Source organism: Roseovarius nitratireducens (assembly GCF_002925845.1).
Lineage (GTDB): Bacteria > Pseudomonadota > Alphaproteobacteria > Rhodobacterales > Rhodobacteraceae > Roseovarius > Roseovarius nitratireducens.
In genome coordinates, this window is sequence record NZ_PDNI01000010.1 from 99,459 (window position 1) to 112,489 (window position 13,031).

Annotated in this window: 14 protein-coding genes and 1 tRNA gene; 6 read left to right on the plus strand and 9 right to left on the minus strand. The window is 69.4% G+C overall.

Translation table 11 applies throughout. From position 1 onward, the window contains the following. The first annotated feature begins 82 nt into the window (after positions 1-82). From purM to CRJ03_RS01045, 4 genes are all read left to right on the plus strand, one after another. Positions 83-1,138 (plus strand): phosphoribosylformylglycinamidine cyclo-ligase, encoded by a 1,056-nt coding sequence (gene purM, locus CRJ03_RS01030; protein WP_104017060.1) that lies wholly within the window; start codon positions 83-85, stop codon positions 1,136-1,138. Continuing rightward, complete coding sequence (purN, locus tag CRJ03_RS01035; RefSeq protein ID WP_104017061.1) at positions 1,135-1,728, plus strand: phosphoribosylglycinamide formyltransferase; 594 nt, start codon at positions 1,135-1,137, stop codon at positions 1,726-1,728. The genes purM and purN overlap by 4 nt, the downstream gene beginning before the upstream one ends. A 79-nt stretch (positions 1,729-1,807) precedes the next feature. Then, the gene (rnd, locus tag CRJ03_RS01040; RefSeq protein ID WP_104017062.1) at positions 1,808-2,974 is read left to right on the plus strand and encodes a ribonuclease D; all 1,167 of its coding nucleotides are present in this window, start codon (positions 1,808-1,810) and stop codon (positions 2,972-2,974) included. A gap of 184 nt (positions 2,975-3,158) precedes the next feature. Beyond that, the gene (locus tag CRJ03_RS01045) at positions 3,159-4,514 is read left to right on the plus strand and encodes an MATE family efflux transporter (RefSeq protein ID WP_104017063.1); all 1,356 of its coding nucleotides are present in this window, start codon (positions 3,159-3,161) and stop codon (positions 4,512-4,514) included. A gap of 13 nt (positions 4,515-4,527) precedes the next feature. Here CRJ03_RS01045 and CRJ03_RS19560 read toward each other — a convergent pair whose 3' ends face one another. Together CRJ03_RS19560 and CRJ03_RS01050 are read right to left on the minus strand one after the other, a co-directional pair. Next, the gene (locus CRJ03_RS19560) at positions 4,528-4,701 is read right to left on the minus strand and encodes a hypothetical protein (RefSeq protein ID WP_165375203.1); all 174 of its coding nucleotides are present in this window, start codon (positions 4,699-4,701) and stop codon (positions 4,528-4,530) included. A gap of 45 nt (positions 4,702-4,746) precedes the next feature. Next, positions 4,747-5,859: a pyridoxal phosphate-dependent aminotransferase gene (locus tag CRJ03_RS01050; protein ID WP_104017064.1), complete on the minus strand. Its 1,113-nt coding sequence runs from the start codon at positions 5,857-5,859 to the stop codon at positions 4,747-4,749. A gap of 112 nt (positions 5,860-5,971) precedes the next feature. Here CRJ03_RS01050 and CRJ03_RS01055 point away from each other — a divergent pair, with 112 nt between their 5' ends. After that, positions 5,972-6,769, plus strand: coding sequence for a crotonase/enoyl-CoA hydratase family protein (locus CRJ03_RS01055; RefSeq protein ID WP_104017065.1), 798 nt, complete (start codon positions 5,972-5,974; stop codon positions 6,767-6,769). Positions 6,770-6,862: 93 nt separating this feature from the next. Here the strand turns inward: CRJ03_RS01055 and proB are convergent, their stop codons facing one another. The 6 genes from proB to CRJ03_RS01085 all read right to left on the minus strand — a co-directional run bounded on the left by proB (position 6,863) and on the right by CRJ03_RS01085 (position 11,761). Then, positions 6,863-7,969, minus strand: a complete 1,107-nt coding sequence (gene proB / locus CRJ03_RS01060) for a glutamate 5-kinase (RefSeq protein ID WP_104017066.1) — start codon at positions 7,967-7,969, stop codon at positions 6,863-6,865. Next, the gene (gene obgE, locus CRJ03_RS01065; RefSeq protein ID WP_104017067.1) at positions 7,957-9,000 is read right to left on the minus strand and encodes a GTPase ObgE; all 1,044 of its coding nucleotides are present in this window, start codon (positions 8,998-9,000) and stop codon (positions 7,957-7,959) included. Before obgE ends, proB begins: the two co-directional genes overlap by 13 nt. A 39-nt stretch (positions 9,001-9,039) precedes the next feature. Beyond that, complete coding sequence (locus tag CRJ03_RS01070; protein ID WP_104017068.1) at positions 9,040-9,579, minus strand: GNAT family N-acetyltransferase; 540 nt, start codon at positions 9,577-9,579, stop codon at positions 9,040-9,042. A gap of 192 nt (positions 9,580-9,771) precedes the next feature. After that, positions 9,772-10,041, minus strand: coding sequence for a 50S ribosomal protein L27 (rpmA, locus tag CRJ03_RS01075; protein WP_104017069.1), 270 nt, complete (start codon positions 10,039-10,041; stop codon positions 9,772-9,774). An 11-nt stretch (positions 10,042-10,052) separates the two neighbouring features. After that, positions 10,053-10,727, minus strand: coding sequence for a 50S ribosomal protein L21 (locus tag CRJ03_RS01080; protein WP_104017070.1), 675 nt, complete (start codon positions 10,725-10,727; stop codon positions 10,053-10,055). A gap of 185 nt (positions 10,728-10,912) precedes the next feature. Beyond that, positions 10,913-11,761, minus strand: coding sequence for a DUF2059 domain-containing protein (locus CRJ03_RS01085; protein ID WP_104017071.1), 849 nt, complete (start codon positions 11,759-11,761; stop codon positions 10,913-10,915). A gap of 125 nt (positions 11,762-11,886) precedes the next feature. On the opposite strand from CRJ03_RS01085, the gene CRJ03_RS01090 reads away from it, so the two are divergent. Beyond that, positions 11,887-11,976: transfer RNA gene (locus CRJ03_RS01090), tRNA-Ser, on the plus strand. A gap of 190 nt (positions 11,977-12,166) precedes the next feature. On the opposite strand, the gene CRJ03_RS01095 is transcribed toward CRJ03_RS01090, so the two are convergent. Further along, positions 12,167-13,003, minus strand: a complete 837-nt coding sequence (locus CRJ03_RS01095; RefSeq protein ID WP_165375204.1) for a sigma factor-like helix-turn-helix DNA-binding protein — start codon at positions 13,001-13,003, stop codon at positions 12,167-12,169. Between the last annotated feature and the right edge of the window lie 28 nt (positions 13,004-13,031).

The window sequence follows — 13,031 nt, forward strand, 5'->3', positions numbered from 1 at the left end:
CGGCGCCAGGCGGGCTTTGCGATTGCGCGGGGCAGGTGGATGCAATACTGCGTTGCGCGAGCAACGAAAAGGACACCTGAGCATGACCGAGACCGGCAAGACGAGCGGGCTGACCTATGCCGAGGCAGGCGTCGATATCGACGCCGGGAACGCGCTGGTTGAGCGGATCAAGCCCGCCGCCGCCGCCACGAAACGGCCCGGGGTGATGGCGGGTCTTGGTGGCTTCGGCGGTCTCTTTGACCTCAAGGCCGCCGGTTTCACCGATCCGGTCCTCGTGGCCGCCACCGATGGCGTCGGCACCAAGCTGCGCATCGCCATCGACACCGGGCTGGTGGATGGCGTCGGCGTGGACCTCGTCGCCATGTGCGTCAACGACCTGGTGTGTCAGGGGGCCGAGCCGCTGTTTTTCCTCGACTATTTCGCCACCGGAAAGCTCGAACTCGACAATGCCGCGCGGATCATCGAGGGGATCGCGCGCGGCTGCGGGGGCGCGGGCTGCGCGCTCATCGGCGGCGAGACGGCGGAGATGCCGGGCATGTACCCGGCGGGCGATTTCGACCTCGCGGGGTTTGCCATCGGCGCGATGGAGCGCGGCACCGACCTGCCGCGCGGCGTGGTCGAGGGTGATGTGCTCATTGGCCTTGCCTCGGATGGCGTGCATTCCAACGGCTACAGCCTCGTGCGCCGGATCGTCGAACGCTCTGGCCTTGGCTGGGACGATGCCTGTCCGTGGGACGCGGAGCAGACCCTCGGCGCGGCGTTGCTCGCGCCCACGCGGCTCTATGTGCGCCCGGCGCTCGCGGCGCTGGCGGTGGGCGGCGTGCATGGCCTTGCCCATATCACCGGCGGCGGGCTGACCGAGAACCTGCCACGCGTGCTGCCCGAGGGCACGGGCGCCGAGATCGACCTCGGCGCATGGGCGCTGCCGCCGGTCTTTGGCTGGCTTTCCGAGGCCGGCGGGCTCGCCGGGGCGGAGCTGCTCAAGACCTTCAACGCCGGGATCGGCATGGTGGTGGTCGCCGCTGCCGACAGCGCAGACGCGGTCGAGACCGCGCTGCGGGAAGCGGGCGAGACCACCCACCGCATCGGCCATGTCACCGCCGGGGCGGGGGTGCGTTACTCCGGGCAGATTCTTTGAGCAAGCGGGTCGCGATCTTCATCTCGGGGGGCGGCTCGAACATGCGCGCGCTGGTCGAAAGCATGACCGGCGATCACCCCGCGCGCGCCGCGCTGGTCCTGTCGAACGATCCGCAGGCGGGCGGTATCGCGTGGGCGCGGGACGCGGGTATCCCGACCGACGTGGTCGATCACCGCCCCTTCGCGGGCGATCGCGCGGCGTTCGAGGCCGCGCTCGCCGAACGGCTCGCCCCGCACGCCATCGACATCATCGCCCTCGCGGGGTTCATGCGGGTGCTCACTGCGGGCTTCGTCGCACCCTGGCAGGGCAGGATGCTCAACATCCATCCCTCGCTCTTGCCGAAGTATCGCGGGCTCGACACCCATGCCCGCGCGCTGGCGGCGGGCGATACCGAAGCCGGCTGCACCGTCCACGAGGTCACGCCCGCGCTCGACGATGGCCCCATCCTCGGGCAGGCGCGGGTGCCCATCCTGCCGGATGACACGGCGCGAACCCTCGCCGCGCGGGTGCTGGAACAGGAGCATATCCTCTACCCGGCGGTGCTGAAGCGCTTTGCCGCTGGCGACCGGCGCCCGGTGATGCTGCCCTGAGCGGGGCATTTCATTTGCCGGGGGGCTGGGATATACCCCGCCGAGGGGCAGGACCGCGACACCGGAGAGCATAACCTTCATGCAGACAATCACCACCACAGAGGCGCTCGCCGAATTCTGCGAGGCGGCACGCACGCATGATTACGTCACCGTCGATACCGAGTTCCTGCGCGAGCGCACCTATTATTCCCGGCTCTGCCTGGTGCAGCTTGCCATGCCCGGCAACGACGACGAGAACGCGGTGCTGGTCGATCCCATCGCGGGGGGCGACGCGCTCTCGCTGGAGCCGCTCTACGATCTGTTCCGCGACCCGTCGGTGGTCAAGGTGTTCCACGCCGCGCGGCAGGATCTCGAGATTTTCGCCGTCGCGGCAGGGGTGATCCCGACACCGCTCTTTGACACGCAGGTGGCGGCGATGGTCTGCGGCTTCGGCGATCAGGCGGGATACGAGACGCTGGTGAAACGCATCGCCCGCGCCTCGGTGGACAAGAGCTCGCGTTTCACCGACTGGTCGCGCCGCCCGCTGTCGGAGGCACAGAAAAACTATGCCGTGGCCGATGTGACCCACCTGCGCCAGATCTACGAGTATCTCGCGGCCAAGCTGGACGAGACCGGGCGCAGCGCCTGGGTGGCCGAGGAGTTGAAGACCCTCGCCGATCCCGACACCTACCGCACCGATCCGGACGAGGCATGGCGGCGCATCAAGACGCGCAACACCGCGCCGCGTTTCCTCGCCATCCTGCGCGAACTGGCCCGTTTCCGCGAGACCTACGCGCAATCCCGCGACGTGCCGCGCTCAAGGGTGTTCAAGGATGACGCGCTGCTGGAACTGGCGGCGACAAAGCCGCAATCGCACCAGGACCTGGGCCGCGCGCGTTTGCTGCTGCGCGAGGCGCGCAAGGGCGAGATCGCCGAAGGGATCATCGCGGCGGTGCGCGCCGGGCTGGACTGTCCACAAGACGACCTGCCGCGCGTCGACTCGGAGCCTCATGGCAAGGCGCAGGCCAACCCGGCGATTGCAGACATGCTGCGCGTGCTTCTGAAGGCGCGCAGCGACCAGAGTGACGTGGCCGCGCGCCTGATCGCGAGCGCCGCCGATCTCGACCACCTTGCCGCGGGCGGGCGCGAGGTGCCGGCACTATCGGGCTGGCGGCGCGAGGTGTTCGGTGAGGACGCGCTGCGCCTGTGCCGGGGCGAGATCGGGCTTGTCGTGCGTGGCGACGAGGTGGCGGCGGTGCCGCTCTGATCGGAACGTGAGGGCGCCCGGAGAGCCGGCCACGAAAGATGAGCGGGGCCGGTCCTTTGCGGGCGTTCGGCATCCGGCGATGAGCCGCACAGGGCGAAGATGCGCATGGCAGGTTGAGGCCAGGACCAGCCCTTGCACCTCCCCCCCTCTTGCACCCGCAGGCGCCCCGGCATAGGGCAAATCCATGTCGCAGCGCCTTACATATCGCCAGCACCTGCGCGCCGTCCTTGGCCTCGGCCTGCCGCTCGTCGGCAGCCACCTGGCGCAGTTCGCGATCACGCTCACCGATGCGGTGATGCTGGGCTGGTACTCGGTCGAGGCGCTGGCCGCCGAGGTGCTGGGTGGCACCCTGTTCTTCGTGCTGTTCATCATGGGATCGGGGTTTGCCTGGGCGGTGATGCCGATGGTCGCGCGCGCCGCATCTTCGGGCGAGGAGGCGCAGGTGCGCCGGGTCACGCGGATGGGGCTCTGGGCCTCGGCGATGTTCGCGCTCGCGTGCCTGCCCGTGACGCTGGGCTCGGCCACGCTGTTCCGCGTGATGGGGCAGGACCCGGGCACCGCGGCGCTGGCGGGCGATTACCTCGTCATCGCCGGTTGGGGTATCCTGCCCGCGCTGCTGGTGATGGTGCTGAAGTCCTGCCTCGCCGCGCTCGAGCGCACCGGCGTGGTGCTGTGGGTGACGCTGGCGGCGGTGGCGCTCAATATCCTGGTCAACTACGCGCTCATCTTCGGCAATCTCGGTATGCCCGAGATGGGCGTGCGCGGCGCGGCCATCGCCTCGGTCTCGGTCAACCTCGCCTCGATGCTGGTGCTGGCCGTCTACGTGCAGCACAGCATGCCCGAGCACACGATGTTCGCCCGGCTCTGGCGGCCCGACTGGGAGGCGCTGGCGCAGGTGTTCCGCCTCGGCTGGCCCATCGGCATGACCAATCTCGCCGAGGTGGGACTGTTCGCCGCCTCGTCGGTGATGATGGGTTGGCTCGGCACGCTGCAACTGGCGGCGCACGGCATCGCGCTGCAGGTCACCTCGGTGATCTTCATGGTGCATGTCGGCCTGTCCAACGTCGCCACCGTGCGCGCGGGACAGGCGCAGGGCCGCGGCGACGGGCGCAGCTTGCGAGAGGGGGCACGGGTGGTGCTGGTGGTGTCGGGCCTCGTCGCGCTCGCCACCGTCGTCGTGTTCCTGATGGCGCCGGAGGTGCTGATCGGGCTGTTCCTCAGCCCCGACGATCCCGACCGCCCGGCGGTCGTCGCCATCGGCGTGATGCTGCTTGCGGCGGCGGCGCTTTTCCAGGTGGTGGACGCGGCGCAGGTCATGGCGCTGGGGCTGTTGCGCGGGGTGCAGGATACCCGCGTGCCGATGGTCATCGCCGCGCTCAGCTACTGGGCCGTGGGTGTGCCGGCAAGCTATGTCCTGGGCTTCACCCTCGGGCTCGGGGGGCCGGGCATCTGGCTGGGGCTGGCGCTGGGACTGGCGCTGGCGGGGGTGTTCATGCTCTGGCGGTTCTGGGGCTGGTCGGTGCGCACTGTCCCGGTCTGAGCCGCGCCCGGCCTCAGCGCGCCCGGCGCCGCCGCCGCGCGCCCCACACGATCAGCCGGTCAAGCGCATAGCCCACCGCGAACACCGCGCCGAACCCCAGAAACCCACGGATCAGCAACAGAATCCAGAACAGGTTGACGCCCCCCATCACCAGTGCGGCGGTGGTGTAGTTCGGTGCGGCGTCCATCTGGCCTCTGCGCATAAGCACAGTTTACCGCGAATCGCGCGGCTGTCAGGTGTTTTCTCGGGCCTCGGCAAGAGCCCGCGGGAGCATGTCCGCCAGCACCGCCATTTCGCGTTCGGGGCCGCAACTGACGCGGATACAGCGGTCTTGCGGCGCGACGAAGGGCATCCGCACGAACACGCCCCGGTCTACCAGAGCGGCCAGCGCCGCGCGGGCGAACGCGCCGTCGCGCCCGCAATCCACCGCCACGAAATTCGCCGCGGACGGCAGGGCGGTCAGGCCGTTTTCCACGGCAGCCGCCGTGATCGCGTCGCGCGAGCGGGCCACTTGCGTCTGCACATGGGCAAGCCACGCACCGTCCTGCAAGGCCGCCAGCGCCCCCGCCTGCGCCATCCGGTTCATGCCAAAATGGTTGCGCACGCGGTCGAAGGCGGCGATCAGCCCCGCGTCTGCCACCGCGTAGCCGATGCGCGCACCGGCCATGCCGTACGCCTTGGAAAAGGTGCGCATACGGATCACGCGGGGATCATCGGCGGCAATCTGCGGTGCCGTGCCCGCCGGGGCGAACTCGACATAGGCCTCGTCGAGGCACAAAACGCAGCCATCGGGCAGCGTGTCGAGCGCCGCCGCCACCTTGGCGCCGCTTGTCCAGGTGCCCATCGGGTTGTCGGGATTGGCGAAGTAGACGAGCTTTGCGTCCACCTCGCGGGCCCTGTCGATGAGGGCGGGCAGATCCTCGGCATCGTCGGCATAAGGCACCTTGTGCAGCGCGCCGCCAAAGCCCGTGACGTGGTAGTTGAACGTCGGATAGGCGCCATCCGATGTCACCACCGCGTCGCCCGGCGCCACCAACAGCCGCACGAGATTGCCCAGCAGCCCGTCGATCCCCTCGCCCACCAGCACGTTTTCCGGGGCCACGCCCATGTGCCGCGCCAGCGCTTCGCGCAGCTCATGGCTCTTGGGGTCGCCGTATTTCCACACCTCCGCCGCCTCGGCGCGCATCGCGTCCAGCGCGGCGGGAGAGGGGCCGAAGAGGTTCTCGTTCGCGCCCAGCCGCGCGGCGAAGGGCGCGCCACGGGCGCGCTCCTGCTCCTCGGGGCCGACGAAGGGCACGGTGGCGGGCAGCGAGGCGGCGAGCGGGGTCAGGCGGGGTCCGGTCATGGCGTGCAGTTAACGGGATGGCGGGGCCGCCTGCAAGTCTCGCCTGTCGCCACGTTCCGCTGGTGCCGGGCGGGGCGGGCGTGGTTCACTGGCCGCCAAAGGAGAACCGCCCATGCCCCGCGTCAGCACCGAGATCGTGGATCACATCGCCCATGTCACCCTCACCCGCCCGGAGAAGCGCAACGCGGTCGATCCCGAGATGGCCGAGGCCATCGTCGGCGCGGGCCATGCCCTGCAGGAGGCGGATATCCGCGCGGTGGTGCTGTCAGGCGCGGGGCAGGCGTTCTGCGCGGGGCTCGACGTGATGAGCTTTGCCGCGCTGGCGCAGGGCGATCCGCAAGCGCTCGTCCTGCCGCGCAGCCATGGCGACACCAACCTCTTTCAGGAGGTGGCGATGGTCTGGCACCGCCTGCCGGTGCCGGTGATCGCGGCGCTGCACGGGGCGGTCTATGGCGCGGGATTCCAGTTGGCCCTCGGGGCCGACATCCGCATCGCCGCGCCCGACGCGCGACTTGCCATCATGGAGATGAAATGGGGCCTCATCCCCGACATGGGTGGCATGGCGCTCTTGCCGCGGCTGACACGGTCGGACGTGATCCGCCGCATGACCTACACCGCCGCGCCGGTGGACGCGGCGCAGGCGGCGGCATGGGGGCTGGTGACCGAAGTCACCGAGGACCCGCACGCCGCCGCGCAAGACCTCGCGCGCGAGATCGCCGGGCGCAGCCCGTCCGCGATCCGCGCCGCCAAGCGGCTCATCGCCGTGGCCGAGAGCGGCGCGGCGGTGGCCGATGTTCTGATGGCCGAGAGCCGCGAACAGGCGGCGCTCATCGGCGGGCCCGAGCAGATGGAACAGATCGCCGCCAACATGGCCGGACGCGCCCCGGTCTTTGGCGGGAAGAAGGGGTGATGGATTGGAGCGGACGGTCGCCGTCTGCTCCCGGCGCGGATTCAAGGGCGAAGCCCGCCGCGCCATCGCCCGCTCCGGGCCAGCCTCCCCCGTTCAGACCGCCATGTCGTCGCGGTGGACGAGCGGCCCTCGCGGCGGGTGGCCGAGCGCCGCCTCGATCTGATCGAGGCGCAGCCCCTTGATACGGTCGGCATCGCCGCTGTCGTAGCGGGTGAGCCCCTGCCCCAGCACGCGGCCATCCGTGTCGGCCAGTTCCACCGGGTCGCCCCGCCCGAAGGCACCGGAGACCGCGCTCACCCCGGCGGGCAGCAGGCTGCTGCCGCGGGCAAGCGCCTGCGCGGCACCGGCGTCGACGGTGATGCGGCCGCGCGGCTTCATCGCCGCGATCCAGGCCTTGCGTTTCTGCTGCGGGTCGCCCTGCGCGGCGAACCATGTGGCGCGCGCGCCCGCGCCGAGGGCCGCGAGCGGATGGTCAACGTCGCCGCGCGTGATCGCCAGCGCGCAACCCCCGGCGGTGGCGGTGCGCGCCGCCATCAGCTTGGTCTTCATGCCGCCCTTGGCGAGGCCCGACCCCGCATCGCCCGCCATCGCCGCAATCTCGGGGGTGATCGCATCCACGTGGGGGATGTGGCGCGCGTCCGGGTCGGTTTGCGGGTTGGCGGTATAGAGCCCGTCCACGTCCGACAGCAGCACAAGCAGGTCCGCCCCCGCCGTTACCGCCACCTGCGCGGCCAGCCGGTCGTTGTCGCCGTAGCGGATCTCGTCGGTGGCGACGGTGTCGTTTTCATTCACGATAGGCACCACGCCGAGGCGCAAAAGCTGATCGAGCGTGGCGCGGGAGTTGAGATAGCGGCGGCGGTTCTCGCTGTCCTCGAGCGTGACCAGCACCTGCGCGGCCTTGATGCCGTGGGCCGCCAGCGCCGCCTCGTAGGCCCCGGCGAGGCGGATCTGCCCTACCGCTGCCGCTGCCTGACTCTGCTCCAGCGAGAGGGTGGTGGCAGGCAGGCCCAGCATCCCGCGGCCCAGCGCGATGGAGCCCGACGACACCAGCACCACGTCGGCACCGCGCGCGCGCAGCCCGGCCACGTCGGCGGCAAGCGAGGCCAGCCATTCGGCGCGCAGGTCGCCGGTGGCGCGGTCCACCAGCAGCGCCGAGCCGATCTTGACCACCACGCGGGCCGCGTCGCTCAGGGTTGCCACGGGGCGTCCTCGTCGCTGGCCTCCTCGCGGCGGACACGGGCGCGGTTCTTGCCGATCTGTGCGCGCAGGGTGCGCAGCACCTCGGGCACGCCCTCGCCCGAGACCGCCGACATGAGCATCACCTCGCCGCCCGAGGCCGCCTGCAATTCGTCCCGCAGGAAGGCGCGTTCCTCGTCGTCCAGCGTGTCGATCTTGCTCAGCACCGTCAGGCGCGGCTTGTCGGCGAGGCCCGCGCCATAAGCCTCGATTTCGTCGAGGATGGTGTGGTAGTCGGCCACCGGATCGCCGGAGCTGCCATCGACGAGGTGCAAAAGCGCGGCGCAGCGCTCGACATGGCCGAGGAACAGGTCGCCCAGCCCCCGCCCCTCGGACGCGCCCGCGATCAGGCCGGGGATGTCGGCCACCACGAATTCCGCGCCGTCGATGCCCACCACCCCGAGGTTGGGGTGCAGCGTGGTAAAGGGATAATCGGCCACCTTGGGCCGCGCGTTCGAGGTGGCAGCGAGGAAGGTGGACTTGCCGGCGTTGGGCAGGCCGAGAAGGCCGACATCGGCGATGAGCTTGAGCCGCAGCCAGATCGTGCGCTCGACGCCGGGCTGGCCGGGATTGGCGCGGCGCGGGGCCTGGTTGGTGGAGGTCTTGAACCGCAGGTTGCCCCAGCCGCCGTTGCCGCCGCGGGCCAGTTCGACGCGCTGCCCCGGCTCGGTCATGTCGGCGATCACCGTCTCTTCGTCCTCTTCGAGGATCTCGGTGCCCACGGGCACGCGCAGCACGATGTCGTCGCCGCTGGCGCCGGTGCGCTGACGCCCCTGCCCGGGCCGCCCGTCAACGGCGAAGAAATGCTGCTGGTAGCGGAAATCTATGAGCGTGTTGAGCCCGTCCACCGCCTCGGCCACGACCGAGCCGCCGCCGCCGCCATCGCCGCCATCGGGGCCGCCGAACTCGATGTATTTCTCGCGCCGAAAGCTGATGCAGCCCGCGCCGCCGCTACCCGAGCGGATATATACCTTTGCGAGGTCGAGGAATTTCATTGCCCATCCTTTCGCCGCGCCGCGGTCCGCGCGCGGCTCTCAGCCCATCCGGCGGCTGTAGGTCCATGTGGGCACGTTGGCCCCGCGCGCGACGCAGTAGCTCTCGGCGTCCCCAAGATACTGAAAGCCGCAATTCGTCAAGACCCGCGCCGACGCGGCGTTGTCCTGAAAGACGCTGGCAAAGATGGTGCGCGCGGCGTGCGGGTTGGCCGCGAGGATGGCCTCGACCGCCGCCGAGGCGATGCCGGTGTTCCACCACGCGGGCGCCACCCAGTAGGCGATCTCGGACTGGCCCTCGTCCACCCGGGTAAGCCCGATGAGGCCCATCACCTCCGACCCGCCCGCGCGGGTGCCGTCGATGGCCCAGATATCCTCGACCCTGCCCTCTGCCTGCGCGCGCGCAATCAGCGCCTCGGCGGCACCGGGCGGATAGGGATGCGGGATCGAGGCAGTGGCCCGCGCCACCCGCTCGTCGCCCGCGTTGAGCGCGATCAGCCCGGCATCGGACGCGCGCAGCGGTCTCAGGTCGAACCGTTCCGCCGCGATCACCGGCTGGTCGATCACCGTCTCGAAAGTCATGCGCTCCTCCTTTCGCATGATGGGCACATCCCCCGCGTTTCAAATTGGGGGCACGCGCCTCTGCCGCAAGCCTGCCGGGCCTCACCCACACCGGAAAGTGACGACGATTTGACCGGTTGATGCCCCGGAAACGAAGAAGGGACCGGCGCGAGCCGGTCCCCCCTCATGTTCCTGACATATCCCGGGTCCGGCTTACTCGGCGGCCTCTGCCACTGGCAGCACCGAAATGAAGGTGCGGCCCTTGAGGCCCTTGTGGAAGGTCACGGCACCCTCGGTCACGGCGAAGATCGTGTGATCCTTGCCCTGCCCCACGCCGTTGCCCGGCCAGAACTTGTTGCCGCGCTGACGCACGATGATGTTGCCGGGGATCACGGCCTCGCCGCCGTATTTCTTGACGCCGAGACGACGGCCCGCCGAATCGCGACCGTTGCGGGACGACCCGCCTGCTTTCTTGTGTGCCATCTCGTCTCTCCTTAGCCCTTGGTCAGCTCTTTGGCCTGCTCGATCCAGCCTTCGCGCTCGATCCGGCCCTTGAACGACAGTTTCTCATCCATCTCGGCGACATCCGCCTCGGTCCACGCGGCGATCTGCGCGAAGGTGGTCACACCCGCCTCGACGAGCTTCTTCTCCAGCGCGGGGCCGACGCCCGACAGCTTCTTGAGGTCGTCGCCGCCCGCGGGCGCTTCGGCCTTGGCCTTGGCGGCGGGCTTTGCCTTGGCGGCAGGCTTTGCCGTGGGCTTGGCCTTGGCGGGTTTCTTCGCCTCGGCGGCAGCCACGGTCACGCCAGCCACCGACCCCGCGCCAATCGCGGCCTTGACGCCGGACTTGTCGGCGCCCTTCTCGAGGATCTCGGTGACGCGCAGCAGCGTCAGCTTCTGCCGATGGCCCTTGGTGCGCTGCGAGCCGTGCTTGCGGCGACGCTTGACGAAGTTGATGACCTTGTCACCCTTGACCTGGTCGATCACCTCGGCCTGAACCGCGGCCCCCTCGACAAGGGGGGCGCCCACTACCGGGCTGTCACCGCCCAGCATGAGAATCTCGTTGAACTGCACTTTCTCGCCGGCATCCGCCGCAAGCTTTTCAACACGCAGCAGGTCGCCCGACTGCACCTTGTATTGCTTGCCGCCGGTCTTGAGGACCGCAAACATGGCTCTTTCCTTCTCATCCCGCGTCCTGTGGTCCCCGGCTTGGCGGGTGTTGCGGGCCTCGCGGCCACCTCGGACGGCGCCCCTCTCGGGGTGTCATTACAAATGCAAAACCGGCGCATCCTGCCGCCGGTCGCGCTCGTATGCGTCAGTGACGCCGCGGTGTCAAGAGCCGCGCGCGCACCGCGTCAGAGGTCGTGCGCTGGCGGCACCTCTCCCAGCCGCGCCGCCAGCGCCTCGAACCGGTTGGCCATGATCTCGAACTGCACGGCGTTCATCAGTTCGTAGACGCGGCCCATCACCGGGTCTTCGAGGGCGTCCGCATAGGCGCGCAGGTCGTCCGTGGACAGGCTGCGATAGGTCTGCGCGGCGCTCGCGAGCGCGGCCTCCTTCATCTCGGCGCGCGCCCTTTCGGCCCCTTGCGCCAATAGGCGGCGCAGCAGGTCGGCGTCGAAATCATCGTCGGTCAGCCCCGCGTCGGCGGCGGCCAGCAGGAATCGCACCTGTATTTCCCGGAACGCACGCTCGGCCATGCCCGAGCCGTCAATCGCCGCGTTCATCCGCTCGAGCACGGCACGGCGCGCCGGTGACAGCGCGGCGGCGCGCGCCTCGGCCTCTTTGCGCGCGGCCTCGTCGGCGCGCTGCACATGGCTGGCATTCTCCACCTCGACCAGCCGCTGCCCGAGATCGGAGGCATAAAAGGCGGCGGCATGGCCCAGCATTTCATTGTCGAGCGTCTCGTCGAGCATGTCGAGCGCCAAGCCCCGCATCAGGGTGCTGTCGAACACCCCGGCGGTAATCCGGGGCCAGGCCAGACCGAAATCGTCTGGCACCATGCCGATCATCGCGGGCGCATCGGAGGCGCTGAGCGCGATGCTGTCGATCGCCACGCCGAACCCCGTCACCTCGAGAAAGGCCAGGAGGCGGTCACGCTCTGTGGCGCGGGCGGGCCCCGCGAGGACGACCGCCGCGAGCACGAGACAGGCGAGCCCCGCGAACAGCCCCCGCAGCCGCACCGCGCTGTCCGGCCATGCCATGATCCTGTCCTCCCATCGCACCCTGACGGTCAGGCGCGACACTATGGAAATTCGCGCGCGAAACAAGCGCAATCCCCCTTGCCCCGCCCGCCAAAGGCCATTACACGGCCACTCCAGACCCCCGCGGAGAGGTGCCGGAGTGGTCGAACGGGGCGGTCTCGAAAACCGTTGACCCTTCACGGGGTCCCAGGGTTCGAATCCCTGTCTCTCCGCCAGTTGCCCCTTTGATGCGCGTTCTCCCGATCCGGCCTCGGCCGGATTTTCTTGTTGTTTTCGAGGGTTGTGCGAGAGGGACTGTTAACCGGCCCCGTCTAACCGCATTGATTCGTGACATGAATCCTTCGCAACCAAAGTTCTGCGACAACGCCGCGAACGGGAAGTTGCGCCGGCAATCGGGCTTGTCGGTCAGTCGATGAGGCCGAGCGCGCGGGCCCGGGCGACTGCCTCGGAGCGGCTGTGGACCCCGAGCTTCTTGTAGGCGCGCTCTGCTCGTTGCTTCGCGGCTGCCCGTGAGATGCCGAGTTTCTCGGCGATGACCGCGAAAGTCAACTGAGTGGGCAGGTAACGCAGGACCAGTGCCTGAGCCATGGTAATCGATGCTGCTTTGATGGTGGCGGCACCTTCTGCCACAGCCTCGGCGGCTGCTTCGTGGGAAGCGGCGACGATGAGGCCGTCCTCGATCAAGGCGTCGACGGCCTCGTGGGCGGCTGCTTCCTCCACAAGCCCTGCAGTGATCAGCGCCTGTATGGCACGAGCGGCGGCGGCACCAGCGATCGCTTCGGAGGCTGCGATCGACTCAGCTGCATGGGTCTGTGCCGCCAAGGCCGAGAGCAATGCGTGGGCTTCGGCGGCCTGCGCTGCCGCAATCTCCGTCGCTGCCTGCTCCATCGCTGCGACCTCAGCGCCGACGACCAGCCCGGTTTCGGGCGTGAGGAATCCTTCGCCCAACAGTGTGCCACCGGTCTCGGCGATCACGTCGAACAGTGGCTGCGCCCAACTGTGCTCAATCAGCAGGAATGCGAGTGCCGTTCCCGGCGACAGAGACTCGGTCAGTGCCCATGCGTCCGCCGCCTCGAAGCCCGACGAGCCATCGTCCACCGCGGTTTTCACGTGATGGGCACCGTCGAGTGGGATGATGCTCTCCAGGAGAACGCCGAAGTCCTCGTCGTCGCCGATGACCAGACGCTGGATCGCGCCGTCCTCGTCCTTAGCAACGAAGAGCATGTCGATGAGGTGCAACATTCCTCGACCTTGCAGTCGATCGACTTCG